A 25,616-nucleotide genomic window follows, 5' to 3' on the forward strand; every position below is an offset into this window, starting at 1 on the left:
GCTGCGGTCACGGCGCGCGTTGCGCGCAACGCGGCTTGCGCGCCGCGCGTCGATCCGATCCGCGAAGTCGGGCCGCTGGCGCGCCGCGGCCATGCCGGCGGCCCGCGCGCGGGCCGTCACGATGCGCGAAACGCACGATGCGCACCATGCGCGCCAACCGCACGAAATATGCGCAGCGCGTCGACGAGCGCGGCCGTATCGCCGAACTCGCGATCCGCGTCCGGCAGCGCCGGCCGTCCGACCATCACGACCGGAATACGTCGCTCGCGCGCGACCTCGAGCTTGGCCTCCGTCGCCGCGCCGCCGCTGTTCTTGCTGACGACGACGTCGATCGCGGCCGTCGCGAAGAGCGTGCGCTCGCCGTCGATCGAGAACGGCCCGCGCGCGGCGAGCACGCGCGCGCGCGCGTTGCCTTCGTGCGCGTCGAGGCAGCGCACGAGCCAGTGCTGATGCAGCGGAATCTCGTCGAGATGCGCGAGCGGCTCTCGCCCGAGCGTGAAAAGCGGCCGCGCGAACGGCGCGATCGCGGCGAGCACGCCCGCCCAATCCGCGACGCAACGCCAGTCGGCGCCCGGCCGCGGCCGCCACGGCGCACGGCGCAGCGCCCAATACGGAACGCCCGCCGCGCGGCACGCGGCGGCCGCGTTCGCGCTGATCCGCGCGGCGAACGGATGGGTCGCGTCGACGACGAGCGCGACCGCATGCTCGCGCAGATGGCGCGCGAGCCCTTCGGCGCCGCCGAAGCCGCCGACCCGCACGTCGCACGCGAGATCGTCGGGCGCCTTGCCGAGGCCGGCGAGGCTGTACACGTCGTGCGGCGCGAGCGTGCGCGCGACGCGCAGCGCGTCGCCCGTGCCGCCCAGCAGCAACACCCGGTGCGTGCTCATCGCGCGACGCCGACGATGCGGCCCTCTCGGTCGATCGCGAGCGTCTCGACGTCGACCTCGTCCGGCACGATGTCGCGCGCGACGCGGCGCGCGTGCGCACAGACGACGTCGCCGAGCGGCACGTGATGCGCGAGCGCGAGCGACAGCGCCTGCTGGCTGGTGTTCGCCGCGCGGATCTCGTGCTGCAGCACGGCGCTCGCGCCCGCTTCGCCCGCCCATTGCGCAAGGCGCGGCAAGTCGATGCTCGAATGGCGGCTGTGCAGATCGAGGTGGCCCGCCGCGAGCTTGCTCAGCTTGCCGAAGCCGCCGCACAGCGTGAGCCGCTCGACGCTCGCGCGGCGCAGGTACTTGAGCACCGCGCCCGCGAAGTCGCCCATCTCGATCAGCGCGATGTCCGGCAGGCCGTAGCGCGCGCGCACCGCGTCCTCGCTCGCGTTGCCGGTGCACGCGGCGATGTGCGTGACGCCGTTCGCGCGCGCGACGTCGATGCCCTGATGAATCGACGCGATGTACGCGGAGCACGAAAATGGCCGCACGATGCCCGTCGTGCCGAGGATCGACAATCCGCCGACGATGCCGAGGCGCGGGTTCATCGTCTTCCGCGCGAGCGCCTCGCCGTTCTCGACGCCGATCGCGACCTCGAAGCCGCCCGCATAACCGTGCTCGGCCGCGAGCGCCGCGAGGTGCTCGGTCATCATCCGGCGCGGCACCGGATTGATCGCCGGCTCGCCGACGCCGATCGTGAGCCCCGCGCGCGTGACCGTGCCGACGCCCGGCCCCGCGCGAAAGCGCACGCCCGGCTCGTGAACGAGCCGTACGCGCGCGAACACGAGCGCGCCGTGCGTGACGTCGGGATCGTCGCCCGCGTCCTTGATCGTGCCCGCCTCGGCGCCGCCGTCCGTCGCGCGGCAAAACGCGAGCCGCATCGCGACGTGCTGCCCCTTCGGCAGCACGATGTCGACCATGTCGCTCGCGTGGCCCGTCAGCAGCAGGCGCGCGGCCGCGAGCGACGTCGCGGTCGCGCAGCTGCCCGTCGTATAGCCGAAGCGCAGCGGCGCCGGCTGCTCGGGGGTTTCGTCGCGCATCATTCGTGCTCCTGCGGCTTGCGGGCGTCGTACAGCATGACGGGCAGCGCCTGCCGCCACGCGTCGAAGCCGCCGAGCGGCTGCGCGTGCGCGACCGACACGCGCGCGAGCGCGCCGCCGTGCCGCTCGCGCCATGCGACGAGCGCCGCCTCGCCCTGCAGCGTGACCGCGTGCGCGACGAGGCGGCCGCCCGGCTTCAGCCCGGCCCAGCACGCGTCGAGCACGCCCTCACGGCTCACGCCGCCGCCGACGAACACCGCGTCGGGAGCGGGCAGGCCCGCGAGCGCTTCGGGCGCGCGGCCCGCGACGAGCTCGAGCGCGGGCACACCGAGCGCATCTCGGTTGTGCTCGATGATGCGCTGCCGCGCCGGATGCGCTTCGATCGCGATCGTCCGGCAACTCGGATGCGCGCGCATCCATTCGATGCCGATCGAGCCGGAGCCCGCGCCGACGTCCCACAGCAATTCGCCCGGCGCGGGCGCGAGCCGCCCGAGCGCGAGCGCGCGCAGATCGCGCTTCGTCAGCTGGCCGTCGTGGCGGTACGCATCGTCCGGCAAGCCGGGCGTGAGCGCCAGGCGCGGCGCATCGGCGCTCGCGCGGCATTCGATCGCGACGACGTTCAGCGCCGCCGCACGCGCGTCGCCCCACGCGTCGGCGCGCGCGTCGGCGCGCCGCTCGAGCGGGCCGCCGAGATGCTCGAACACCGTCATCGCGCTCGGCCCGAAGCCGCGCGCGGCGAGCGCGCCGGCGATCGCGGCGGGCGTCGCGCCGTCCGCGCTCAGCACGAACAGGCGCCGGCCCGGATACAGATGCCGGTGAAGCGACGCGAGCGGGCGGCCGACGAGCGACACCGCATCGACGTCCTGCAACGGCCAGCCGATGCGCGCGGCCGCGAGCGACAGCGACGACGGCGCGGGCAGCACGCGCCACTCGTTCGGCGCGAGCGTGCTGGCGAGCGTCGCGCCGACGCCGAACAGCATCGGATCGCCGCTCGCCAGCACGCACACGCGCGCCGGAGCCCGCGCGAAGAGCGGCGCGAGATCGAACGGCTTCGGCCACGGCACGCGCTCGGCGCCGTGCCGCGCGGGCAGCATCGCGAGATGCCGCTCGCCGCCCATCACCACCGCCGCGTCGGCGAGCGCGCGCCGCGCCGGCCGGCCGAGCCCCGCGTAGCCGTCGTCGCCGATGCCAACCACCGTCAGCCACGCGGTCATCCGTCGTACTCCATCGTGTTCCCGTCGATCCTGAAAGCGACGCCCGCATCGCGCATCTGCGCGCTCGGGCGTCGCGAAAAAAGGCATAATACAGCGTCCGTCGACCGGCGCCCCACGGGGCCCAAGAGGGAACGCAGGGCGCGCCGCGCCGCTGCGGCTGCCCCCGCAACTGTGAGCAGCGAGTCCGCATCCGATCCACGCCACTGGCCACGCCGCCCTTTTCGCGGCTGCCGGGAAGGCCCGCTGCGGATGACGACCTGCCAGCCAGGAGACCTGCCGGGACGTTTCGTTCGTGCCAGCCTTCATCGGGCGGGGTGTACCGATGCCGTAGCCCGCCGCCCGCGCGCTTGCCGCGCGGGATCGGCCGTCTCGGGCCGCCGCGCGACGCTTGATCCGGAGCGCTGTTGAGTCCTTCCGCCGCTGTTTTTTCATCTGACGCCGCGCGCGCCGCGAGCGCGTGTCCGGGGCTCGTGCGCATCGTCGCGGCGCGCGACGGCGGCCTGTGCCGGATCAAGCTGCCGGGCGGCGCGCTCGGCGCCGCGCAGGCGCGCGCGGTGGCCGCCGCCGCGCGTGCATTCGGCTCGGGCGTGATCGAGGCCACCAATCGCGCGAACCTGCAATTGCGCGGCGTGCGGGCCGGCAGCGAGGCTTGCGTGAGCCGCGCGCTGATCGACGCGGGGCTCGGGCCGCTGATGGACGGCCCGGGCGCGGCGTCGCTCGACGCCTGCGTCGCCGCGCGCGACGACGTGCGCAACGTGATGCTGAGCCCGATGGCCGGGCGCGACCCCGATACGCTCGTCGACAGCGCCGCGCTCGCCGCCCGCCTCCTCACGATGCTGCAGACCGAGCCGCGCTGCGCCGCGCTGTCGCCGAAATTCTCGGTGCTGCTCGACGGCGGCGAACGGCTCGCCGCGCTCGACCATCCGCACGACATCTGGCTGTCCGCGCTGCGCGACGCGCGCGGCGACACCCGGCTCGCGATCGGGCTCGCCGGCTGCCCGCCCGCCGACGGCGAGCCGGTCATGCCGAGCGCGCCGCGTACCGGCGCGCTCGCGACCATCGCGCCGGCGCAGGCCGTCGAGTGCGTGCGCGCGCTCGTGACGAGCTTCGTCGAGCTCGCGCCGGCGGGTGCCACGCGCATGCGCGACCTGCTCGCGACGTGCCCGCCCGACGCGTTCCTTTCGCACGTGGAATCGAAGCTGTCCGAATCGCAGCCGCCGTTCGCGCTGCGCCGCGATGCGGATCTCGCCGGCTGGCGGCGCGCGCGCGTCGACGCGACGCTGCGTTTCGGCATCCGCCCCGAGCGCGACCCGGCGCGCTGCGCCGTCGGCGCGCAACCGCCGCTCGGCCGGCTCGACGCGAACGCGCTCGCGGCGCTCGCGGCGCTCGCCGACTCGCACGGCGACGGCACGCTGCGAATCACGCCTTGGCAAGGCGTGATGCTGCCCGCCGTCGCGCGCGCGGCCGCGCCCGACGCGCTCGCGCGCCTGGCCGCGCTCGGCTTCGTGTGCGACGCGTGCGCGCCGCTCGCGCACGTCGTCGCATGCGCGGGCTCGACGGGCTGCGCGCGCTCGCCCGCCGATACGAAAACCGACGCGCTCGCGCTCGCCGCGCGCCTCGCCGCCCCCGTCGACGTGCACGTGACGGGCTGCGCGCGCTCATGCGCATTGCCGCATCCGGCCGCGCACACGCTCGTCGCGAGCGCGGCCGGCCGCTACGACCTCTACCGGCGCGACGGCGCGACGGGCTTCGGCCTAGCCGTCGCGCGCCAACTGACGATCGACCAGGCCGCCGCCGCGCTCGCGCGCGACGCGCGGCCCACTCAGGATGACCTCGATGCTTGACTACCTTCGCGACGGCTGCGCGATCTACCGCGAATCGTTCGCGACGATCCGCTCGGAAGCCGATCTGACGGGCGTGCCGCCCGACCTCGAAAAACTCGCGGTGCGCGTGATCCACGCGTGCGGAATGGTCGACGTCGTCCGCGACCTGCGGTTCTCCGATGGCGCGGGCGAAGCGGGCCGCGCGGCGCTCGCGGCCGGCGCGCCGATCCTCTGCGACGCGCGGATGGTCGCCGAAGGAATCACGCGCGCGCGGCTGCCCGCGAACAACCCGGTGATCTGCACGCTCGGCGACCCGGACGTGCCTCGGCTCGCGCGCGAGCTCGGCAACACGCGCTCGGCGGCCGCGCTCGAATTGTGGCGCGCGCATCTCGCGGGCAGCGTCGTCGCGATCGGCAACGCACCGACCGCGCTCTTCCATCTGCTCGACATGATCGACGCGGGCGCACCCCGCCCCGCGCTCATTCTCGGCTTTCCGGTCGGCTTCGTCGGCGCGGCCGAATCGAAGGCGCTCCTCGCCGCCGACAGCCGCGGCGTGCCGTTCGTCGCGGTCGCGGGCCGCCGCGGCGGCAGCGCGATGGTCGCCGCCGCCGTCAACGCGCTCGCCTCGGAGGCCGAATGACGCGCAAGACTGGGCGCCTCTACGGGCTCGGCGTCGGGCCGGGCGACCCCGAACTGCTGACGATCAAGGCGCTGCGTGTGCTGCAGGCCGCGCCCGTCGTCGCGTATTTCGTCGCGAAGGGCAAGAAAGGCAACGCGTTCAGCATCGTCGAGGGCCATCTGAGCGACGCGCAGACGCACCTGCCGCTCGTCTATCCGGTGACGACCGAGACGCTGCCGCCGCCCCTTTGCTACGAAACCGTGATCGCCGACTTCTACGACACGGCGGCCGCGCTCGTCGCAGCGCATCTCGACGCGGGCCGCGACGTCTCGGTGATCTGCGAAGGCGATCCGTTCTTCTACGGCTCGTACATGTACCTGCACGACCGGCTCGCGCCGCGCTACGACGCCGAGGTCGTGCCGGGCGTGTGCTCGATGCTGGGCGGCGCGGCGGTGCTCGGCGTGCCGCTCGTCTACCGGAACCAGAGCCTCTCGGTGCTCTCCGGCGTGCTGCCCGAGCACGAATTGCGCGAGCGGCTCGCGAAAGCCGACGCGGCCGTCGTGATGAAGCTCGGCCGCAACTTCGACAAGGTGCGCCGCGTGCTCGACGAGCTCGGGCTCGCGCGCCGCGCGCTGTACGTCGAGCGCGCGACGATGGCCGCGCAGCGGATCGTGCCGCTCGCGGAAGTCGATCCGATGGCGTCGCCGTATTTTTCGCTGCTCGTCGTGCCGGGGGAAAAATGGCAAGGATGACCGCCGCGCCCGCGATCGTGATACTCGGGCCCGGCGCGCTCGATACCGCGCGCCGAATCCAGGCCCGCTACGACGGCGCTCGGGTGCATGCGCTCGCGGGGCGCGCCGAAGCCGACGTGACGTTCCGCGAGCTGGGCCCGCATCTGCGCGAGCTGTACGCGCGCGGCGCGCCGATCGTCGCGCTGTTTGCGGCCGGCATCGCGATCCGCTGCGTCGCGCCGTGCCTCGCCGACAAGGGCGCGGAGCCGCCCGTGCTCGCCGTTGCCGAGGACGGCAGCGCGGTCGTGCCGCTGTTGGGCGGCCTCGCGGGCGCGAACGCGCTCGCGCGCGAGATCGCCGACACGCTCGGCGTCGCCGCCGCGATCACGACGAGCGGCGAGCTGCGCTTCGGCGCGTGCATGCTCAATCCGCCCGAAGGCTACGCGCTCGCCGATCTCGACGCGGGCAAGCGCTTCGTGTCCGATCTGCTCGCGGGCGAAAGCACGCGCATCGAAGGCGACGCGCGGTGGCTCGACGACGTCGCGCTGCCGCGCGACGCGCACGCGGCGCATGCGATCCGCGTCACGCCGCACGCGTCGCGCGGCGGCGCACGCGAATTGCTGATTCATCCGCGCAGCGTCGTCGCCGCGCTCGGCGACGACGCGGACAACGTTTCGGAGCACGACGCAATCGTACGCGCCAGCGCGGCCGCGAACGCGCTCGCCGCATCGCCCGACCTGCCGCCGCTCGCCGCGCGCATCGTCGCGGCGCTCGCCGCGCGCGATCTCGCGCCGCTCGCGCTCGCGGCCATCGTCGCGCCGGCGCGGCGCATCGCCGATCGCGCGCTGACCGACGCGGCGCGCGCGCTGCGCGTGCCGTTGCGCTTCGTCGAAACGAACGCGTGTGACGCCGCGGGCGTGCTCAATGCCGCGCTGCCCGCCGCGCTCGCGCCGCGCGCCGACGCATCGCGCGCCGGCTCGTGCTCCGGCTCGACGCAAACGCCGCACGACATCGCGATCGCCGTCGCCGGCGCGCCCGTCGACGCCGATACGCTCGGCGTCGCGCGCGGCCGCCTGACGGTGCTCGGCCTCGGCCCCGGCCGAGCGGACCTGATGACGCCCGCCGCACGCGCGGCGCTCGCCGATGCGACCGACATCGTCGGCTACGCGACCTACGTGAACATGGCGGGCCCGTTGCGCGCCGACCAGCAACTGCACCTCTCCGAGAACCGCGAGGAACTGCAGCGCGCGCGCCACGCGTTCGAGCTCGCCGCGCAGGGCCGGCGGGTCGCGGTCGTGTCGTCGGGCGACCCCGGCGTGTTCGCGATGGCGGCGGCCGTGCTCGAAGCGCTCGACGGCTCCAACGACACGCGCTGGGCGGCCGTCGAGCTCGACATCGTGCCCGGCGTGTCGGCCGCGCTCGCGACGGCGGCCGAGGCGGGCGCGCCGCTCGGCCACGACTTCTGCCTGATCTCGCTGTCGGACAACCTGAAGCCGTGGGCGATCATCGAAAAGCGCATCGACCACGCGGCGGCCGCCGATTTCGCGCTCGCGTTCTACAACCCGGTGTCGCGCGCACGGCCCGTGCAATTCGACCGCGCGCTCGACGTCGTGCGCCGGCATCGCGCGCCGGAGACGGTCGTCGTGCTCGGCCGCGACATCGGCCGCCCGGGCGCGACGCTCGCGACGACGACGCTCGCCGCGCTGTCCGCGCAGCAAGTCGACATGCGCACGATGGTGATCGTCGGCTCGTCGACGACGCGCCGCGTCGTGCGCGACGGCGCGCGCGAATGGGTGTACACGCCGCGCTGGTATCGCTGACGGCGAAGCGACGCTCGGCTCGCGTCGCTTCGTGAATCGGCCACGAACGATCGGGCGCCGAGCGCGCCCGAGCCGCGATCCGCGCGAGCCTGACGCTCCCGTCCGCACCGCGACCCCATCCGCGCATTCAATTCCCGCAATCGTTTCGGATATCGAATCAAGGCGCCCACCAAACCTTGAATCCGGATAATAAAAAGCACGACTCACGATTCCATCATGCGGTGGATTCCTCCATGATGTGCAAGCCGAAACGCCGGCCGCCCATCGAGCGCGGCGGCGCGACGGCGGTATGCGGGCCAGCATATCCCCCCATCAACATGGAGAGAACAATGACCTTCAGCATGTTGTCACGCATCGTCCCGCGCGCGATCGCGGCGGGCTGTCTGTTCGCGGCGACGGGCGCGTCTCAGGCGGCGGGCGTCTACGCGCCCTACGTCGACGTGACGCTCTATCCGACGCCGCTCGTCGACCAGATCGGCGTGCGGCAAGGCATCCAGCAATTCATGCTCGCGTTCGTCGTGTCGGGCGGCAACCAGTGCGTGCCGTCATGGGGCGGCGTGCAGCCGATCGGCAACGGCGCGACGGGCGACCTGCTCGACAAGATCGCGACGTCGGTCGCGGCGTATCGCACGAAAGGCGGCGACGTCGCGGTGTCGTTCGGCGGCGCGGCCGGCCAGCCGTTGATGCAGGCGTGCACGAGCGTCGCCGCGCTGAAGAGCGCGTATCAGACCGTGATCGACACGTACAGCCTCACGCACGTCGATTTCGACATCGAGGGCGCGTCGCAGCAGGATTCGGCCGCCGTCGCGCGCAACTTCCAGGCGGTCGCGCAACTGCAGGCCGACTACGCGGCGAAAGGCAAGCCGCTGCACGTGACGCTCACGCTGCCGGCAATGCCCACGGGCCTCGTGCAGGACGGCCTGAACGTGCTGAATGCGGCGCTCGCGAACAACGTGGCGCTCGACGCGGTGAACATCATGACGATGGATTACGGCCCGTCCGGCATCGACATGGGAGCGGCCGCGATCAGCGCCGCGCAGGGCCTCTACTCGCAGCTCGACACCGCGTACAAATCGGTGGGCAAGCCGCAGACGGACGCGCAGTTGAAGCAGCTCGTCGGCGTGACGCCGATGATCGGCGTGAACGACGTCGCGGGCGAAACCTTCACGCTCGCGAACGCGCAGAGCGTGCAGACGGCGGCCGCGAACAACAATTACGGCTTCGTCGGCATCTGGTCGATCACGCGCGACAAGGCGTGCGACGGCGGCTCGCAGTACGCGTCGCCGATCTGCTCGGGCGTCGCGCAGCAGCCGTACGCGTTCTCGTCGGTCTTCAAGCAGTTGAGCGGCCACTGGGGCGCGGGCGTCACCCAGGACCCGAACTACGGAGGCGGCTCGGACGGCGGCGGCACGCCGCAGCCGGGCGCGCCGTGGTCCGCGACGCAGGTCTACACGGCGGGCGCGACGGTCACCTACCAGGGCACGACCTATCAGGCGCAATGGTGGACGCAGGGCGATATTCCGGGGCAAGCGGCGGTGTGGAAGCCCGTCGGCGGCAATGTGCCGGCGTGGTCGTCGACGACCGCGTATCCGGGCGGCGCGTGCGTGATGTATCAGGGCGCGAAGTATTGCGCGAAATGGTGGACGCAGGGCGACGTGCCGACCGCGGGCGGACCGTGGGCGCAAGCGTGATCGCGGCGGCCGGCCCGCGCATCGCCGCGCGGTAGCCGGCCGTGGGACCGGCGCGTCGCCGGCCGGTCCCTTGCATGCGGCCGCGCGGGCCGTTCGGCGCACGGCGCGCGCGCCTCTTTTCGGATGCGTCGTGTCGACGCCGGGCTGCGGCTTCGCACGATGGCGCGCGCGTTGCCGGGCCCCGTCGCCGCCGATCGGCGGCGGAGCGCGCGCCTTTCGCAGGAACCGTCCGTGGACAAAATCACGGCCCCGCATGCTCGCGTCGAGCGGCAGGCAACCGGCGGCACGGCGTCCATTCGGCGGCGGACGGCGGCCATATGACGATCGGACGATGGAGCGACGCCGCGCGACTGCAGTATCCTGAGCGCGTCGATCTTCCCGGAGCCGCCATGAAACGCTTCCTGTCGTGCATCGCCCTCGTCTGCTTCGCGTTGCCCGCCGCGCAGGCGCAAACGCAGACCTACCACTTCGACGAAGGCGGCACGACGCCCACGGGCGTCACGTCGCAACCGGCCTCCGCCCCGGCTCGGGCGCGCATGCAGCGGGCGAAGCCGCATCGGCATCCCGTGCGCCGCAACAAGCCTCATCGGACACACCGCCGCGCTCGCAGCGCGCAGAACGATCGCTTCTATTCGCATCCGTGACATTGGCGGCGCGCTCCCGCGCGGCTAGCGGGGCAATACATCGACCACCGTTTCGCCGTCGGAGGCAAGACGCCGCGTCCGGCAGCCGGCGCGTGGCACGCGAGACGTGACGCGCGACAGGTGAGCCGCCGTTCGCGGTGCTCGCCACCCGAGGCGCCGGACGGCAAGCAAGCCGGCCACGCGTGGAACGAGGCGCGACGGCGGACGGGTCATGCCGCTTGCAGCGCGGCGATCCGCGCATGCAGCCACCTTCGCAGCGCGTCGATTTCCTCGATGCACACCGCATGCGGCATCGGATACGCGTGCCAGTCGACGCTCGCGCCTTTCTCGCGCGCGAAATCGCGGGCGGCCTCGCCCAGGCGGATCGGCAGGATGTCGTCGTCCGTGCCGTGCGCGGCGAAGATCGGCGTCGTGCGATTCGCGCCGGCGAGCCGCGCGTCGATGAAGCGCGGCGAAGGCACGTAGCCGGACAGCACGATCAGCCCCGCGAGCGCGTCCGGATGCGTGAACCCCGCCGAATACGTCATCGCGCCGCCCTGCGAGAAGCCCGCGACGAAGATCCGCGATGTCGGGATGCCGCGCCGGTTCTGCTCGGCGATCAGGCTTCGCACGGCCGCGCACGATGCGTCGATTCCCGCTTCGTCGACCTGCCGGTTCACGCCTTCGAACGACAGGATGTCGTACCACGCGCGCATCATGTAGCCGTTGTTCGCGGTGACCGCGATCTCGGGCGCGTTCGGGAACACGAAGCGCACCGCCGGGCCGTTCGCGATCCGCAACTCAGGGACGAGCGGCACGAAATCGTTCGCGTCGGCGCCGAGGCCGTGCATCAGGATCACCGCGAACGCGGGGTTCGGGCCGGTCTCGATTTCGATCGTCGGCGTTTCGTCAAGCATGCTGGGGCTCCGTTCAGATGGGGGATCGGAAGAAAACGCGTCGATGATCGCACATCGGGATGACCGGCAGCCGCTTGCACGCGCAACGGGCGGCCGCGTTTCGTGACACGTCGTGACGCGCTCGTGACGCGTGTCGCTGTCTCGGCGACCTTGCCGTCCGCCTCGCGGCCCCGCCTGCGCATGATCGCGCGAGCGGCCCGCGTGAACGGCCCGCGCATCGCGCCGGCGTGTTCGCCGCCGTTTCCTGATCGATGCGGCCGACGCAGCCCGCACACCGCACCGCCGCCTCGCATGCAACCGTCGGCGCGTCGTTCATCCGCCCCCGCGCTCGAGCGCCTGCGGCGTGACGAGCGCCGCGCCCCATGCGTGCGCGAGCCGCTCGCAGCGGCCGAGCCTCACGGCCGCGTCGTCGAAGTCGACGATGACGATCCGGTCGGCGAACGCCGGCCGCGCCGGCGCTTCGGTGGTTCGCCCGTCCGACAGCAGCCACAGCCAGCGCTGCTGCCGCGGGCGGCGCCGGGCGGCGCGCGCGAGCAGCCGCGTCGCGGCGCCGATGCCCCGCGCGAGCGGCGTGCCGCCGCCCGCGCCGACGGGCGCGAGCCAGCGCTCGTTCCACCAGCGCGGCACGGCCGGCCCGAAACGCACGCCGGCCGAGTTGCCGCCGAAGCACACGAGCGCCGCGTCGGCGCGCTCGCGCGCAAGCGAATCGAACAGCGCGACGACGAGCCCCTTCGCGCGCGCGAGCCGCTCGGCCGTCAGCATCGACGCCGAGCAGTCGAGCACGAAGCAATGCAGCGCCCCCGGCGAGCCGGCCTGCGGCCGATAGCGCAGATGGTCGGCGCGCAACGCCTCGCCGCGCTTCGCCGCGAACGTCGCGCGCCACGCGATGCGCGTGCCGGGGCGGCCGCGCGCATCGTCATGCCGCATGCCTCGTTCGAGCCATCGAAGCCCGCTGTCGGGCGCGTGCGCGGCGACAGCGGCGGCATCCGCCCGATGGCTCAGCGTTTTTTTAGCGGCAGCGGGATCACGCCCTTGACGGGCGCGATGCCCGCCGGCTCGGGTGGCAGATAGCCCCAGTCGCCGTCGTCGACGGCCGGCCCGCGGCCGCCGTCGCGCGACGCGTCGCGATCGCCCGCCGCGCGCCGTTCCGCGTCGGACGACGCGCGCGCAGGGGGATGCGCCGATCCGCTCGCGCCGGCGGACCGCGCGTCGGCCGCCTCGCGCGGCCGCGCGTCGCGAGGCGTCGGCGCGCGCGCGGCTTCGGCTTCGGCGGCATCCGCGAGCCCGCCCAGCGCGTGGCCGCCGCCCGATCGCGAGTCGGGCTGAGGCCCGAGCCGAGCCTCCGGCTGAGATCCGGGTTGAAATTCGGGTTGAAATTCGGGTTGAAATTCGGGTTGAGATTCGAACCGCGTGCGTCGATGGCGCAGCACGTCGGCGGCGACGCGCTCGACGTGCGCCGCAGCGACGCTCGCCGCCCCGTCGAGCGCCGCGAGCGCCCGCGCGGCGCGCAGCATCACGAGGTCGCCGCGCAGCCCGTCGACGGCCGCGTCGATGCACAGCTCGGCGACACGCGCGTGCGCGGCATCGTCGAACGCGAGCGCCGGCAGCGCCGCGCGCGCCGCGCGTATTTTCGCGACGAGCGCCGCCTGCGCGTCGCGATAGTGTTCGCGAAAGCCATGCGGATCGAGATCGAACGCGAGCCGCGCCTTGACGATCCGCTGCCGCGTCGCCGCGTCGTAGCAGTTCGCGAGCTCGACCATCAGCCCGAAGCGGTCGAGCAGTTGCGGCCGCAGTTCTCCCTCTTCCGGATTCATCGTGCCGACAAGCGCGAAGCGCGCCGCGTGACTGTGCGACACGCCGTCGCGCTCGACCGTGTTGACGCCGCTCGCGGCCGCGTCGAGCAATGCGTCGACGAGCGCGTCCGGCAGCAGGTTGATCTCGTCGACGTACAGCACGCCGAGATGCGCGCGTGCGACGAGGCCGGGCGAGAAGCGCACCGCGTTGTCGGCGAGCGCGCTCGCGAGATCGAGCGAGCCCGTCACCTGCTCGTCGGTGGCCGACAGCGGCAGCGTGACGAAGCGCCCCTCGGGCAGCAGCTCGGCGAGCGCGCGCGCGGCGGTCGACTTCGCGGTGCCGCGCGGGCCGGCGACGAGCACGCCGCCCAGGCCCGGATCGACGGCCACGAGCAGCAGCGCCTGCTGCAACGCCGCCTGGCCGATCAGCGCGGAAAACGGATAGGCGGCCGGCAATGCGCGGTCGTCGGAGACGGCTTCGTTCGTTTGGTTCACCTGAGTTCCCGTGATGGTGACGTTTGCCTCGGCTGCGTCGAGTACGCCGGCGATCCCGAATGCGGCCGAGATGCAGGAGGCGTTGGAGGCGTCGAATGCGTCGGTTCAGCCAGTCGCGGCGATCGGCCGGTCCGCGCGCTTCGCGCCGCGCGCACGCCGGCGGGCGCACGCGCACGGCGAAGGCCGCGCACAGCATGCGCGCGCCGCATCATAGCCGACGACGATGCCGACGCCGTGCGCGCGGCGCCTGCCCCGGCGTTCGCCGCCCGCGCCAGCCGCGCGCCGCCCGCCGCGCCGCTCATCGCCGCCCGCCTTCGAGGCGTTGCTCGCTCGCGAGCAGATAGCCTTCGATCGCGTCGCGGTGCGCGCCCGGCGCTTGCCACAGGCCGCGCTGCATCGCTTCGACGAGCCGCTCGCAGATCCCGTGCAGCGCATGCGGATTGTGGCGCTCGAGGAACGCACGCGTGTCGGGATCGTGCAGATATGCGCCGGCGACGAGCGCGTACTGGTGATCGGCGATCACGCGCGCGGTCGCGTCGTACCCATACAGATAGTCGACGGTCGCGGCGATCTCGGCCGCGCCCTTGTAGCCGTGCCGCTTCACGCCGTCGATCCACTTCGGATTGACGACCCGCGAGCGGATCACGCGCGCGATCTCCTCGCGCAGCGTATTCATGCGCGGCGCGGCCGGATTGCTGTGGTCGCCGTGATAAAGCCCCGGTTGCCGGCCCGACGCGTGGCGCACCGCCGCCGCCATGCCGCCCTGGAACTGATAGTAGTCGTTCGAATCGAGGATGTCGTGCTCGCGGTTGTCCTGGTTCTGCACGATGGCGTCGATCGTCGCGAGGCGCGCGCCGAACGCGTCGTGCGCGGCTTCGCCCGCGCTGTTCTGCGCGTACGCGTAGCCGCCCCAGTTCCGGTACGCGTGCGCGAGATCGGCGTCGGTCTGCCAGCGGCGGCCGTCGATCAGCTCCTGCAACCCCGCGCCGTATCCGCCCGGCCGCGCGCCGAACACGCGCCAGCCGGCGCGCCGGCGCGCCTCGTCGGCGGGCATGCCGCGCGCGACGAGCGCGTCGGCCTCGCGCCGCACGCGCGCGCGCACCGGGTTCAGGTGCTCGGGTTCGTCGAGCTCGGCCACCGCCTGCACGGCCGCATCGAACAGATGCATCACATTCGCGAACGCGTCGCGGAAGAAGCCGGACACGCGCAGTGTCACGTCGATCCGCGGCCGGTCGAAGATCTCGATCGGCAGGATCTCGAAATCGGTCACGCGATGGCTGCCGTGCGCCCACTTCGGCCGCACGCCGAGAAGCGCGAGCGCCTGCGCGACGTCGTCGCCGCCCGTGCGCATCGTCGCCGTGCCCCACACCGACAGGCCGACCGCGCGCGGGTAGTCGCCGTGCTCCTGCAGGTGGCGCTCGACCAGTTGCTGCGCCGATTTGAGGCCGATCGTCCACGCGGCCTGCGTCGGGACCGCGCGCGTGTCGACCGAGTAGAAGTTGCGCCCCGTCGGCAGCACGTCCGGCCGGCCGCGCGACGGCGAGCCGCTCGGCCCCGGCGGCACGAAGCGCCCTTCGAGGCCGCGCCTCAACTGGCGCAGTTCTTCGTCGCCGCACGCGTCGAGGCGCGGCAGCACGTCGCGCGCGATGCGCTCGAGCACCGCGTGCGTGTGCGGCCAGTGCGCGGCGACGTATCCGGGCGCGACGAAGCGCGCCGCGCCGTCCGGCGCATCGCTCTCATCGCGCTCATCGCCGCCCAGCCGCTCGATCAGCCGGCTCGCGAGCGCCTCGAGCCGCTCGCGCGTGTCGCCCGCATGCCGCCACGGCTCGTCGCTCACCGCGCCGAGCGCGGCGGGCCGGGGGCCCGTCCACGGCGCGGCCCAGTCGGACGCGAGCGGATCGAACGATTCGCCGAGCGCGAGATCGCGCGCGAGCGCGCCGATCAGCCCGGCGTGCTCGCCGCGGCCGTCGCCAGACGGAAAGCGCGCGAGCGCCGCCAGCGTGTCGCGGCGTTGCCGGCCGCGCGGGGAACTGCCGAACGTGTGCAGCCCGTCGCGGATCTGCGCCTCCTTCAGCTCGCAGAGCCACGCATCGACGCGCGTGAGCAGCGCGTCCTCCGCGTCGCGCCCGGCGGGCGGCGCGATGCTCAGCTCCTCGTGCAGCTTGTGCTCGACGATCGTCGCGAGAATCGTCTCGCGCAGCACCTTCGCGCGACGCGGGTCGACCATCAGCGCGTCGTAGTATTCGTCGACCTGCCGCTCGAGATCCTGCAGCGGCCCGTAGTTCTCCGCGCGCGTGAGGGGCGGCATCAAGTGATCGACGATCACCGCCTGCGCGCGCCGCTTCGCCTGGCTGCCCTCGCCCGGATCGTTGACGATGAACGGGTACAGGTGCGGCATCGGCCCGAGGATCAGGTCGGGCCAGCACGCATCGGACAGCGCGACGCTCTTGCCGGGCAGCCATTCGAGATTGCCGTGCTTGCCGACATGGACGAGCGCGTCGACGCGAAACGCGTCGCGCAGCCAGAAGTAGAACGCGAGATACGCGTGCGGCGGCACGAGATCGGCGTCGTGGTAGTTCGCGTAGTCGTCGCTGCCGCGCGAGCGCGACGGCTGCACGCCGACGAACACGTGGCCCGCGCGCCAGCCGGCGATCGGAAAGCGCCGCTGCCGCAGCGTCGGATCGGCCTCGGGCGGCCCCCAGCGTTCGTTGAGCGCATCGCGCGCCGCGTCCGGCAACTGCGCGAAGCGGCGCAGGTAATCGTCGAGCGAATAGCTCTGGAACGCCGGGCGCAGCGCGCGCGTCGACGGATCGTTCGTCACGCCCTCGGTGATGCGCGCGAGCAGCGCGTCGCCGTCGCCGGGAAGCTCGCCGATCCGGTAACCTTCGTCGCGCAGCATCGCGAGCACCGCGAGCGCGGACGCCGGCGTGTCGAGCCCGACGCCGTTGCCGATCCGCCCTTCGCTCGCCGGATAATTCGCGAGCACGAGCGCGACGCGCTTGCGGGCGTTGTCGAGCGTGCGCAGCCGGCACCAGCGGCGGCTCAGCTCGGCGACGAACGCGATCCGCTCGTCGTCCGGCTGGTAGCGCACGACGTCGACCTCGGTGTGCGGGCAGCGGTACGCGAGCCCCTTGAAGCTCACCGCGCGCGTGACGATCCGGCCGTCGACCTCGGGCAGCGCGACGTGCATCGCGATGTCGCGCGCGTTCAGCCCGTGCGCGTCGGCGAGCCACGCGTCGCGATTGCCGCCCGACAGGATCACCTGCAGCACGGGCGCATCGCCCGCGAGCGCCTCGGGCTCGGCGGCGTCGAGCGCGCCGGCGGCGAACGCGGTCGTGTTCAGCACGAGCGACACGTTCGCGTCCGCGCACAGCGCATCGACGACCGCCCGGCTCATCGCGTCCTTCAGCGACGTCACCGCGATCGGCAGCGGATTCAGGCCGGCGCGCGCGAGCGCGTCGGCGAGCGCGTCGAACACCGCGGTGTTCGCGGCCTGCCAGTGCGCCTTGTAGAAGAGGATCGCGACCACCGGCGCATGCTCGCGCCAGCGCGCGCGCCAGTCGTCGAGGCTCGGGCTCGCGAGCGTGGGATGATAAAGCGCGGCGGCGGGCAGCGGGCGCGGCGGCTCGGGCGCGTCGCCCACGCCGAGCCCGTGATGCGCGATGCTGCGCAGCAGCGCCTGCGCGTTCGCCGGCCCGCCCTCGCGCAGATAGCGCCACCACAGCCGGCACAGCTCGGGCTCGACGGTGCTCTTCGCGATCAGGTTCGGGTCTTCCTGCAGGTCGCCCGAGAACATCGCGAGCTTTTGCCCGGCGCGCCCGGCGAGCGCGACCGCCTGCTCGATCCCGTACGGCCAGTACGCCTCGCCGCCGAGATGATCGATCACGACGACGCGCGCGTGCCGCAGCACGTCGTCGACGTAGAAATCGACCGACGCCGGCTGCCTCAGGAACGTCACGTTCGCGAGCCGCACGCTCGGAAAGCCGCCGCCGAGCGTCGGCACGACGCTCGCGAGCAGCGACAGCGTCGTGTCGGCCGAGCTGAGGATCACGATGTCGGCCGGACGCTGGTCGATCCGGACGACGCCCGCCGTATCGTCGACGAAGCCGCCAGGCGTCGTGCGCAACAGATGCATCGCTCTACTCCCGCTCCACTTGCGCTTACCGCCGCATCACGCGGGCTGCCCGCGCGCGGCGAGCGCCGCGTCGAACGCGCGCTGCAGCGCGGCCGCGTCAAGCCCCTCGCCGATCAGCACGAAGCGGCTCCGGTGCGCTTCGCCTTCGCGCCAGCGGCGGTCGAAATAGCTGTCGAAGCGCCGGCCGACGCCCTGCACGACGAGCCGCATCGGCGCGCCGGGCAGCGCCGCGAAGCCCTTCACGCGATAGATCGTGTGCGTCTCGACGAGCGCCGCGAGCGCGTCGAGCACCGCCTCGCGCGACCCCGCGCGCGCCTCGACGACAACCGAATCGAACTCGTCGTGATGATGGTCGGGATCGTCGGCCGAGCCGTGATGATCGTGGCGCAGATGGATCGTCTCTTCCGACGCGGCGTTCAGCCCGAGCAGCGTCGCGAGATCGAGTTCGCCGCGCTGCGCGCGCACGAGCTTCACCTGCGGCGGCACCTCCTCGCGGATCGCCGTCTCGACGGACGCGAGCGCCGCGTCGTCGAGCAGATCGGTCTTGTTGACGATCACGAGATCGGCGGACGCCAATTGATCGGCGAACAGCTCGTGCAGCGGCGATTCGTGATCGAGGTTCGGGTCCGCTCGGCGCTGCGCGTCGACGGCGACCGGGTTCTCGGCGAACTGCCCGAGCGCGGCGGCGGGCGCATCGACGACGGTCAGCACCGCGTCGACCGTGAAGCCGTTCCTGATCGACGGCCAGTTGAACGCCTGCACGAGCGGCTTCGGCAACGCGAGGCCGGACGTCTCGATCAGCACGTGGTCGATCTCCGCGCGGCGCTCGACGAGCTTTTCCATCACCGGGTAGAACTCTTCCTGCACGGTGCAGCACAGGCACCCGTTCGCGAGCTCGTAGAGCTGGCCGTCGGCTTCGCGGCCGGTTTCGTCGCAGCCGATGCCGCAGCCCTTGAGGATCTCGCCGTCGATGCCGAGCTCGCCGAACTCGTTGACGATCACGACGATCCGGCGGCCGCCCGCATGCCGGAGGATGTGGCGCAAGAGCGTCGTCTTGCCGCTGCCGAGAAAGCCCGTGACGATCGTCACGGGGATTTTGCGCATCTGCATGGTGGTTCCGTTGGTCGGTATCGGGTCAGTGTAAGGGCGGTGCGCGAACGCGCGCGGGTCATGCGGAACTTGACGGGGAAACGTCACACGGAGATCGTCACCTCGATATCGTCGTAGCGCCTGATCCGGTAGATGAGCGCCGAGACGATCCAGCTCGCGGCAAAGAGGCCGATCACGAAGTAGCCGAGCATGCCGAAGTGCTCGGCCGCCATCGCGGCGAAATCCCACAGGCCGCCCTTGAGCGAGAGCTTGCCGCCGATGAGGGCGAGCGCCTCGATGCCGCCGATCACCACGGCGACGAGCACCGACACGAACGTGATCGTCATGTTGTAGTAGATCTTGCGGATCGGCCGCACGAACGCCCAGCGGTACGCGCCCATCATCATGATGCCGTCGGTGGTGTCGACGAGCGTCATGCCCGCGGTGAACAGCACGGGCAGCGCCATCACCGACCAGAACGACAGCCCGCCGTGCGCCTGCGTCGCCGAGATGCCGAACAGCGCGATCTCGGTCGCGGTGTCGAAGCCGAGGCCGAACAGGAAGCCGATCGGATACAGGTGCCAGCTGCGCGACACGATCGCGAACAGCGGCCGGAAGATCCGTGCGAAGAAGCCGCGCCGGTTGAGCAGGATGTCGAGATCCTGCTCGACGAGCGGCTCGCCGCGCCGCACCGCGCGAAACGTCCGGTACACCGAGATCAGGATCAGCAGGTTCGCGAACGCGAGCACGAGCAGGAAGAACGCCGACACGCTCGTGCCGATCACGCCGCCCCACGCCTTCATCCCTTCGAAACGCTCGGCGAGCGTCGCGGCCGTCAGCGCGACGGCGACCGTCATCAGGATCACGACGCTCGAATGGCCGAGCGAGAAGAAGAGCCCCGCGCCGAGCGGGTTTTTCTTCTCGTGCATCAGCTTGCGCGTGACGTTGTCGATCGCGGCGATGTGATCGGCGTCGACCGCGTGGCGCAGCCCGAACGTATACGCGAGGAGCGCGGTGCCGAGCAGCACCGGCTGGCCGTGAAACGCGGCGAACGCCCAGATCCACGCGCCGACGTTGAATGCGATCAGCATCGCGTAGATCCCGACGATCTTGCTGCGCAGCTCGACGGGGCTGTCGTTGAAGAGACGGAGAAACGATTTGAGCATGACGCTCCCTTTGCGAACGGTCGACAAACAAGGTGAATGCCAACACGCGCGGCATCGCGCGCGATGCGCGTGCCCCCCGCTTCGTCCATCGGCCGTCCGCGCGCCGGCATGCGTTCGCGACATGCGCGTTCGCGACATGCGCGTCCGCGACGTGCGCGTCCGCGATGCGCGCATCTGCAGATGCCTGCGACATGCGCGGCGCGCGCCGAAGCGCGCGGCGACGGACGGGGATGAAACGGGCGAGCCGCGACAAGCGGCGCGATGCAGCCGTGGACGACACGCCGCCTCCCCGCGGCGCTGAACCCCGGAGCCGCTCGCCGCCGTGCGGCGCATGCGCGCGACCGGCGAACGACCCCCGTGTCTCGGCCGGTATCCGGGCTGACGAAAACGCCGCTTCACCTTCCCGGACGCGATGCGTCCAGTGGTTGGCCGCGCATGCCGTCAGGCACGCGGAGAAGCCGGCGTCGCACCGCTTGCGCGATGCCTTCGCTTACCGTTGCGGGGGCAGCACAGGTTGGCGAACCGCGATGCGGCGGCGCTCCCTGTTTCCCGTTTGACTGCGTGCGACAGAAGCCGCATGCGAGCACCGAAACGCGAGCGAGTGTAGGCCGTGCGGACGCGGCGCGTCAAGGCGGACAAAAGGTTCCGCCAAGGCTGCGCCGGGGCGCCGCCGCGCGCGATCGGCGCGGGCCGCGCGGCGAAGCGGCTCGGCAGGCCGCGCGGCCGGCGCTGTGCTATCGTATGCGCGCGTTCGGTGCCCGGGCGCGCACTCGCGCGCCCGGGCAAACGGGAAACAGGAAGCGGCCAGCCCGCGCAGCCTGTGCTGCCCCCGCAACGGTACGCCGCCTGCGACGCGCGCCGACGCGCGTCGCGCATCCCGCCTTCGCGCCACTGTCCTCACGGACGGGAAGGCGGCGGGATGGCAAGCGGTCAGCCCGGATACCGGCCGACGCACGGGGCGAGCCGCGCTCGCCGAACGCCGGGTTTTCCGCGGGAGGCGGAAACGGGCGCGCCATCCACGCAACCGATGCCATTCGACAACCGGCCGGCAGCCGGCCGTCGATCGCCGAAACCGCATGACTTCTTCCGATTCACGCAGCCGCAACCCGCGCGAGCGCGATGCGCGCGCGGCCCGCCGATGATGCGCGTTGCGCTCGGCATCGGCTGCCGCGCGGGACGGCCCGCCGACGCGATCGAGGCCGCGATCCGCGCGGCGCTCGCGCGTTTGCCGGGGGCGTCGTTCGCCGCTGTCGGCGTCGTCGCGACGCTCGACGCGAAAGCGCGCGAGCCCGGCCTCGTCGAATGCTGCGCGCGCCACGGCTGGCCGCTCGCGGCGTTCTCGCGCGACGAGATCGCCGCGCACCTCGCCCGGCTCGCCCGGCTCGCTCGCCTCGGCCGCGATGCGTCGCTCGCCGCGCGCGCGCCGCCGTGCGCGGCCGCACGCGCGCGCTTCGGCGTCGACGGCGTTTGCGAGCCGTGCGCGCTGCTCGCCGCGCCGAACGGCGCGCTCATCGTGCGCAAGCTCGCGCTCGACGGCGTGACGGCCGCGCTCGCCGGCCCGCTGTGACGCGCGCCTCGCGACGTCTTCCGATTCACGAACCCCACGACTCACAGGACTTCAGCCGATGAAAACCGATTCCGAATCGCATCAACGCATGGCCGAGCGCCGCCGCGCGGGCCACGAGAAGAAACAGGCGGCCGCGACCGTCGAGAAGGGGCTGTTGATCGTCCATACCGGCAACGGCAAGGGCAAGAGCACGGCCGCGTTCGGGATGGCCGTGCGCATGCTCGGCCACGGCATGAAAACGGGCGTCGTGCAGTTCATCAAGGGCGCGCTGCACACGTCCGAGCGCGACTTTCTCGGCGCGCACGCGCAATGCGATTTCGTCACGATGGGCGACGGCTACACGTGGAACACGCAGAACCGCGACGCCGACATCGCGACCGCGCGCCGCGGCTGGGACGAGGCGCGCCGGATGATCGAAAGCGGCGATTACCGGATGGTGATCCTCGACGAGCTGAACACGGTGCTCAAGTACGACTACCTGCCGCTCGACGAAGTGCTCGCGACCCTCGCCGCGCGCGATCCGGCGCTGCACGTCGTCGTGACGGGGCGGCACGCGCCCGACGCGCTCGTCGACGCGGCCGACCTCGTCACCGAGATGCGGCTCGTCAAGCATCCGTACAAGGAGCAAGGCGTGAAGGCGCAGCGCGGCGTGGAGTTCTGACGCGATGCCCGCCTGCCCCGCGCTCTTCGTCGCCGCCGCCGCGTCCGGCCAGGGCAAGACGTCGGTGACGGCGGCGCTCGCGCGCCATCACCGGCGGCTCGGCCGGCGCGTGCGCGTGTTCAAGACCGGCCCGGATTTTCTCGATCCGATGCTGCTCGCGCGCGCGAGCGGCGCGAGCGTCTATTCGCTCGATCTCGGGATGGTCGGCGAGCGCGGCTGCCGCGCGCTGCTTGCGCGCGCCGCGGCCGAAGCGGACGTGATCCTGATCGAAGGCGCGATGGGGCTCTTTGACGGCACGCCGTCGAGCGCCGATCTCGCGCAGGCGTTCGGCGTGCCCGTCGCCGCGGTGATCGCCGCGCAATCGATGGCGCAGACCTTCGCCGCGCTCGCGTTCGGGCTCGTGCATTTCCGGCCCGGCGTGCCGTTTCACGGCGTGCTCGCGAACCGCGTCGGCTCCGAGCGCCATGCGCGGTTGCTGCGCAGCGCGCTGCCCGAGTCGATCCGCTGGCTCGGCCACCTGCCGCGCGATGCGCAGATCGCGCTGCCGGAGCGCCACCTCGGGCTGCACCAGCCGGACGACGTCGCCGATCTCGACGCGCGGCTCGACCGCGCGGCCGACGCGATCGCGCGCACCGCGCTCGCCGATCTGCCGCCCGTCGTCGAGTTCGCGCTCGGCGACGATGCGAATGTCGACGACCACGGCGGCGGAACGGTTGCGACGCTGGATGCCGCGCGCGGCCATCGTCGCGCGCCGTCGGCGGCAAGCGTGGCCGCAGACCGCGACGATGCCGCGGCGGCGATGCCCCCCGTCGACTCCGCCAACGAAGCGAATGCGGCGGCAAATCGCCCGGCGCACGGCGGCGGCGCGTCCGGCGCATCGGCCGGCGCGGCGCGCGCCGAACCGCCCCTTGCCGGCAGGCGGATCGCGATCGCGCGCGACGCGGCGTTCTCGTTCATCTATCCGGCGAACCTCGATCAGTTGGAAGCGCTCGGCGCCGAGCTCGCATTCTTCTCGCCGCTCGCCGACGAGCCAGTGCCCGACGGTTCCGCCGCGCTCTATCTGCCGGGCGGCTATCCGGAGCTGCATGCGGCGCGGCTCGCGGCGAACGCGACGGCCGCGCGCTCGATCGCCGCGCACGTCGCGGCGGGCCGGCGCGTCGTCGCCGAGTGCGGCGGGATGCTGTACCTGAGCGAAACGCTCACCGACGCCGACGGCGCGACGACGCCGATGCTCGGCCTCGTGCCCGGCCACGCGACGATGCAGCGGCGCTTCGCCGCGCTCGGCATGCAGACCCTCGCGACGCGCTTCGGCGCGATGACCGGCCACACGTTCCACTATTCGCGCTTCGCGACGCCGCTCGCGCCCGTCGCCGCCGCGACGCGGCCGGACGACGGCGCGGCGGGCGAAGCGGTGTATCGGCACGGGCCGATCGTCGCGACGTATCTGCACGCGTACTGGCCGTCGAATCCGCGTGCGGCGGCCGCGCTTTTCGCGCTCGACGCGCTGTAGCCCCCGCGCGACCGCCTCGAAGGCACGGGTGTAATTCCGTGTAATGGCGCATCGATTCGCGCCTTCCTAGCATGGTCATATCGTCGGCACGCATCGCCGGCGACAGCGAGCACGGGGCGGCATTCGCCAGGATGGCGATCGCGAATCACCCATCGCGCCGCGCGATGCTCGACGGAAAATCGGATACTTCACATCGGAACGAGGTGGATCATGGTCACGGTCAATTCGAGAGTCGACAGCGCGCGCGCGTCGAGTCACATCACAATCAACGTCATGACGGTGATAGACGTCGCCGCGATCATCGACGAGCTCAAGGCGCAAGAGAAAAAGCTTGGGCAAACGCCGGACACGGCAACGTCGATCGGCCACAAGTACATCTACATGTCGTCCGACGACCCGCGCGGCTGGAGCGTCGGCAACGATCCCGGCAACATCACGCTCAACGCTCACGTCGGCGACACGCTGTCGTTCTTCTGCGCGAGCACGAGCGACAATTCCGAATATGCCGCCTTCATCTACAGGTTGACGGGCGGCGATCCGCATCTCGATCCTTCCCACGTGGAGGTGATCAAGCTCCAGAACGCGGCGCAGCCGACCCCGTCCAACGGCTATCCGTTCACGACCGCGCCGGTGGCCTTTTCGAGTTGCGACGCGAAGGTGGCCCAGCAAGGACAGGCCAAGAACTTCTACGTGTGGGCCGCGCTGTTTACGCTCGACGACAGCGGCGAAAAGCAGGTGCTCGCCGGGTATGTCAAGTGGGACCCGACGGTCAACGTCGCCTGAGCCGTCATCCGCGCGTTCGCCGCGCCATCGTGCGGACGGATTCCCGTGAAGCGGGCGGGCCGCACCCGCGGCGCGCCCGTGCGCGTCTCGCGCGCGGGCGCCGGACAGGTCGCCGCCCCGCCCGCGCTCACGCCACGCGCGCGTCGAGCCCCGCCATGATCGCGAGCCCTTCGTGCAGCGCCGGAAACAGGCTGCGGTTGAAGTTGTTCCAGCGCAGCTCGAGGATCGTGTCGTCCGGGTCGATCTCGGTGTTCAGCACGTCGTGGATCACCTCGCCGGAATCGACGCCGTTGTCGACGTAATGGAACGACGCGCCCGTCATCCGCAGCGGCTCGACCGGCACGGTCCGCATTGTCGTCCAGTCGACGACCTTCTGCCCGCGCGCGCCGAACAGCGCGTCGAGCGTCGCGTACGCGCCGCGCCGCTCGTACGGCGACTCCGCGCGCGTGATGCCCGGATGAATGTTGACGATGCGCCGGCAATACGGCGCGCCCGGGCGCACGAGCTCGTCGAGGATCACGAGCAGCCCGTCGAGCACGACGAGATCGGCGCCGAGCGCGTCGAGCGCCTCGCGCAGGCGCGCCTCGAACGCGCGCTTGCCCGCCGGGCGCGCGGGCGACGCGAGCGGCTCGCGCCGGTACTCGGACGGAATCGCGAGCAGCAGATCGTTGACGAGCCGGCCCTGCACGCGCAGCTCGGGCGGATAGAACCAGCGCTTGCCGGGCTCGTATGCGAAGCCGTACTCGGCGAGCTTCTCGCGGTCGAGCGGCGAGCCCGCGTCGTCGTCGTAGATCACGCGCTCGAGCGAGTACGCTTCGCCGAGCTCGGTGTCGTTCAATGCGTCGACGAGCGATTCGAGCACCGACTTCATGTAGCGCGCGCCGCCCTTGTAGTCCACCTGCTGCCCCGCCTTGTCGGCGGCGGCGTTTCTCAGCGACCAGATGTAGACGAGTTTCTTCCTTGCCATCGCGGTGTTGTCCTCTCGTTCGGGCGGCGCGCGGCCGCGC

General features: G+C 72.3%; 21 protein-coding genes and 3 riboswitches. Of the genes, 10 read left to right on the top strand and 11 right to left on the bottom strand.

Annotated elements, in window-relative coordinates; all coding sequences use genetic code 11:
* Window positions 1-116: 116 nt before the first annotated feature.
* Genes BTH_RS24425 through BTH_RS24435 form a run of 3 tightly spaced genes read right to left on the bottom strand, consistent with a single transcriptional unit; the run spans window position 117 to window position 3,186 of the window.
* On the bottom strand, window positions 117-887 hold the full coding sequence (locus BTH_RS24425; protein WP_009891140.1) for a cobalt-precorrin-6A reductase: 771 nt from the start codon (window positions 885-887) through the stop codon (window positions 117-119).
* The gene (locus tag BTH_RS24430; protein WP_009891142.1) at window positions 884-1,975 is read right to left on the bottom strand and encodes a cobalt-precorrin-5B (C(1))-methyltransferase; all 1,092 of its coding nucleotides are present in this window, start codon (window positions 1,973-1,975) and stop codon (window positions 884-886) included. The genes BTH_RS24425 and BTH_RS24430 overlap by 4 nt, the downstream gene beginning before the upstream one ends.
* Window positions 1,972-3,186, bottom strand: a complete 1,215-nt coding sequence (locus tag BTH_RS24435) for a bifunctional cobalt-precorrin-7 (C(5))-methyltransferase/cobalt-precorrin-6B (C(15))-methyltransferase (RefSeq protein ID WP_009891144.1) — start codon at window positions 3,184-3,186, stop codon at window positions 1,972-1,974. The genes BTH_RS24430 and BTH_RS24435 overlap by 4 nt, the downstream gene beginning before the upstream one ends.
* A gap of 88 nt (window positions 3,187-3,274) precedes the next feature.
* A riboswitch (cobalamin riboswitch) is annotated at window positions 3,275-3,482 on the top strand.
* Window positions 3,483-3,590: 108 nt separating this feature from the next.
* Here BTH_RS24435 and cobG point away from each other — a divergent pair.
* The 4 genes from cobG to cobJ are packed head-to-tail and all read left to right on the top strand — an operon-like array spanning window position 3,591 to window position 8,179.
* Complete coding sequence (cobG, locus tag BTH_RS24440) at window positions 3,591-5,030, top strand: precorrin-3B synthase (protein ID WP_009891146.1); 1,440 nt, start codon at window positions 3,591-3,593, stop codon at window positions 5,028-5,030.
* Window positions 5,023-5,649, top strand: a complete 627-nt coding sequence (locus tag BTH_RS24445) for a precorrin-8X methylmutase (RefSeq protein ID WP_009891148.1) — start codon at window positions 5,023-5,025, stop codon at window positions 5,647-5,649. Before cobG ends, BTH_RS24445 begins: the two co-directional genes overlap by 8 nt.
* A complete protein-coding gene (locus BTH_RS24450) occupies window positions 5,646-6,380 on the top strand; it encodes a precorrin-2 C(20)-methyltransferase (protein ID WP_009891150.1) in 735 nt (244 codons plus the stop codon). Before BTH_RS24445 ends, BTH_RS24450 begins: the two co-directional genes overlap by 4 nt.
* Window positions 6,377-8,179 carry a precorrin-3B C(17)-methyltransferase gene (gene cobJ, locus BTH_RS24455; protein ID WP_009891155.1) on the top strand — a complete coding sequence of 601 codons (1,803 nt, stop codon included), beginning with the start codon at window positions 6,377-6,379 and terminating at the stop codon, window positions 8,177-8,179. The genes BTH_RS24450 and cobJ overlap by 4 nt, the downstream gene beginning before the upstream one ends.
* Before the next feature lie 214 nt (window positions 8,180-8,393).
* Here the strand turns inward: cobJ and BTH_RS35490 are convergent, their stop codons facing one another.
* Window positions 8,394-8,522 (bottom strand): hypothetical protein, encoded by a 129-nt coding sequence (locus BTH_RS35490; RefSeq protein ID WP_009909433.1) that lies wholly within the window; start codon window positions 8,520-8,522, stop codon window positions 8,394-8,396.
* Here BTH_RS35490 and BTH_RS24460 point away from each other — a divergent pair.
* Both BTH_RS24460 and BTH_RS24465 read left to right on the top strand, forming a co-directional pair.
* Window positions 8,509-9,870, top strand: a complete 1,362-nt coding sequence (locus BTH_RS24460) for a T2SS-translocated chitinase (RefSeq protein ID WP_009891157.1) — start codon at window positions 8,509-8,511, stop codon at window positions 9,868-9,870. The two genes, BTH_RS35490 and BTH_RS24460, sit on opposite strands and share 14 nt — an antisense overlap.
* 389 nt (window positions 9,871-10,259) lie before the next feature.
* Complete coding sequence (locus BTH_RS24465; RefSeq protein WP_009909436.1) at window positions 10,260-10,514, top strand: hypothetical protein; 255 nt, start codon at window positions 10,260-10,262, stop codon at window positions 10,512-10,514.
* A 209-nt stretch (window positions 10,515-10,723) separates the two neighbouring features.
* Here the strand turns inward: BTH_RS24465 and BTH_RS24470 are convergent, their stop codons facing one another.
* From BTH_RS24470 to BTH_RS24500, 6 genes are all read right to left on the bottom strand, one after another.
* A complete protein-coding gene (locus tag BTH_RS24470; protein ID WP_009891162.1) occupies window positions 10,724-11,410 on the bottom strand; it encodes an alpha/beta hydrolase in 687 nt (228 codons plus the stop codon).
* A 312-nt stretch (window positions 11,411-11,722) separates the two neighbouring features.
* Entirely contained in the window at window positions 11,723-12,337 is a 615-nt protein-coding gene (locus BTH_RS24475) for a vWA domain-containing protein (RefSeq protein ID WP_009891164.1), read from the bottom strand.
* 71 nt (window positions 12,338-12,408) lie between these two features.
* Window positions 12,409-13,698, bottom strand: coding sequence for an ATP-binding protein (locus BTH_RS24480; protein ID WP_009891165.1), 1,290 nt, complete (start codon window positions 13,696-13,698; stop codon window positions 12,409-12,411).
* A 298-nt stretch (window positions 13,699-13,996) separates the two neighbouring features.
* Window positions 13,997-17,833, bottom strand: coding sequence for a cobaltochelatase subunit CobN (gene cobN / locus BTH_RS24490; RefSeq protein ID WP_009891169.1), 3,837 nt, complete (start codon window positions 17,831-17,833; stop codon window positions 13,997-13,999).
* 36 nt (window positions 17,834-17,869) lie between these two features.
* Window positions 17,870-18,943: a cobalamin biosynthesis protein CobW gene (cobW, locus tag BTH_RS24495; RefSeq protein ID WP_009891171.1), complete on the bottom strand. Its 1,074-nt coding sequence runs from the start codon at window positions 18,941-18,943 to the stop codon at window positions 17,870-17,872.
* Window positions 18,944-19,026: 83 nt separating this feature from the next.
* On the bottom strand, window positions 19,027-20,088 hold the full coding sequence (locus BTH_RS24500) for a HoxN/HupN/NixA family nickel/cobalt transporter (RefSeq protein ID WP_009891178.1): 1,062 nt from the start codon (window positions 20,086-20,088) through the stop codon (window positions 19,027-19,029).
* Window positions 20,089-20,434: 346 nt separating this feature from the next.
* Window positions 20,435-20,694: riboswitch (cobalamin riboswitch) on the bottom strand.
* A gap of 178 nt (window positions 20,695-20,872) precedes the next feature.
* Window positions 20,873-21,033: riboswitch (cobalamin riboswitch) on the top strand.
* A gap of 193 nt (window positions 21,034-21,226) precedes the next feature.
* Here BTH_RS24500 and BTH_RS24505 point away from each other — a divergent pair.
* The 4 genes from BTH_RS24505 (at window position 21,227) to BTH_RS24520 (ending at window position 24,609) form a co-directional block, all read left to right on the top strand.
* Window positions 21,227-21,655, top strand: coding sequence for a cobalamin biosynthesis protein (locus BTH_RS24505; protein ID WP_025988533.1), 429 nt, complete (start codon window positions 21,227-21,229; stop codon window positions 21,653-21,655).
* Between the two features lie 58 nt (window positions 21,656-21,713).
* Window positions 21,714-22,316 carry a cob(I)yrinic acid a,c-diamide adenosyltransferase gene (gene cobO, locus BTH_RS24510; protein ID WP_009891182.1) on the top strand — a complete coding sequence of 201 codons (603 nt, stop codon included), beginning with the start codon at window positions 21,714-21,716 and terminating at the stop codon, window positions 22,314-22,316.
* 4 nt (window positions 22,317-22,320) lie between these two features.
* A complete protein-coding gene (locus BTH_RS24515) occupies window positions 22,321-23,826 on the top strand; it encodes a cobyrinate a,c-diamide synthase (protein ID WP_009909454.1) in 1,506 nt (501 codons plus the stop codon).
* Between the two features lie 210 nt (window positions 23,827-24,036).
* Complete coding sequence (locus BTH_RS24520; protein WP_009909455.1) at window positions 24,037-24,609, top strand: inclusion body family protein; 573 nt, start codon at window positions 24,037-24,039, stop codon at window positions 24,607-24,609.
* A gap of 127 nt (window positions 24,610-24,736) precedes the next feature.
* On the opposite strand, the gene BTH_RS24525 is transcribed toward BTH_RS24520, so the two are convergent.
* On the bottom strand, window positions 24,737-25,576 hold the full coding sequence (locus BTH_RS24525) for a formyltransferase family protein (protein WP_009891191.1): 840 nt from the start codon (window positions 25,574-25,576) through the stop codon (window positions 24,737-24,739).
* Window positions 25,577-25,616: the final 40 nt, after the last annotated feature.

It is taken from the genome of Burkholderia thailandensis E264, assembly GCF_000012365.1.
GTDB lineage: Bacteria > Pseudomonadota > Gammaproteobacteria > Burkholderiales > Burkholderiaceae > Burkholderia > Burkholderia thailandensis.

Coding starts and splice junctions, on each gene's coding strand:
- BTH_RS24425 (WP_009891140.1), bottom strand. CDS start 887: ATGAGCACGCACCGGGTGTTGCTGCTGGGCGGCACGGGCGACGCGCTG.
- BTH_RS24430 (WP_009891142.1), bottom strand. CDS start 1,975: ATGATGCGCGACGAAACCCCCGAGCAGCCGGCGCCGCTGCGCTTCGGC.
- BTH_RS24435 (WP_009891144.1), bottom strand. CDS start 3,186: ATGACCGCGTGGCTGACGGTGGTTGGCATCGGCGACGACGGCTACGCG.
- BTH_RS24445 (WP_009891148.1), top strand. CDS start 5,023: ATGCTTGACTACCTTCGCGACGGCTGCGCGATCTACCGCGAATCGTTC.
- BTH_RS24450 (WP_009891150.1), top strand. CDS start 5,646: ATGACGCGCAAGACTGGGCGCCTCTACGGGCTCGGCGTCGGGCCGGGC.
- cobJ (WP_009891155.1), top strand. CDS start 6,377: ATGACCGCCGCGCCCGCGATCGTGATACTCGGGCCCGGCGCGCTCGAT.
- BTH_RS24460 (WP_009891157.1), top strand. CDS start 8,509: ATGACCTTCAGCATGTTGTCACGCATCGTCCCGCGCGCGATCGCGGCG.
- BTH_RS35490 (WP_009909433.1), bottom strand. CDS start 8,522: ATGCTGAAGGTCATTGTTCTCTCCATGTTGATGGGGGGATATGCTGGC.
- BTH_RS24465 (WP_009909436.1), top strand. CDS start 10,260: ATGAAACGCTTCCTGTCGTGCATCGCCCTCGTCTGCTTCGCGTTGCCC.
- BTH_RS24470 (WP_009891162.1), bottom strand. CDS start 11,410: ATGCTTGACGAAACGCCGACGATCGAAATCGAGACCGGCCCGAACCCC.
- BTH_RS24475 (WP_009891164.1), bottom strand. CDS start 12,337: ATGCGGCATGACGATGCGCGCGGCCGCCCCGGCACGCGCATCGCGTGG.
- cobN (WP_009891169.1), bottom strand. CDS start 17,833: ATGCATCTGTTGCGCACGACGCCTGGCGGCTTCGTCGACGATACGGCG.
- cobW (WP_009891171.1), bottom strand. CDS start 18,943: ATGCAGATGCGCAAAATCCCCGTGACGATCGTCACGGGCTTTCTCGGC.
- BTH_RS24500 (WP_009891178.1), bottom strand. CDS start 20,088: ATGCTCAAATCGTTTCTCCGTCTCTTCAACGACAGCCCCGTCGAGCTG.
- BTH_RS24505 (WP_025988533.1), top strand. CDS start 21,227: ATGATGCGCGTTGCGCTCGGCATCGGCTGCCGCGCGGGACGGCCCGCC.
- cobO (WP_009891182.1), top strand. CDS start 21,714: ATGAAAACCGATTCCGAATCGCATCAACGCATGGCCGAGCGCCGCCGC.
- BTH_RS24515 (WP_009909454.1), top strand. CDS start 22,321: ATGCCCGCCTGCCCCGCGCTCTTCGTCGCCGCCGCCGCGTCCGGCCAG.
- BTH_RS24520 (WP_009909455.1), top strand. CDS start 24,037: ATGGTCACGGTCAATTCGAGAGTCGACAGCGCGCGCGCGTCGAGTCAC.
- BTH_RS24525 (WP_009891191.1), bottom strand. CDS start 25,576: ATGGCAAGGAAGAAACTCGTCTACATCTGGTCGCTGAGAAACGCCGCC.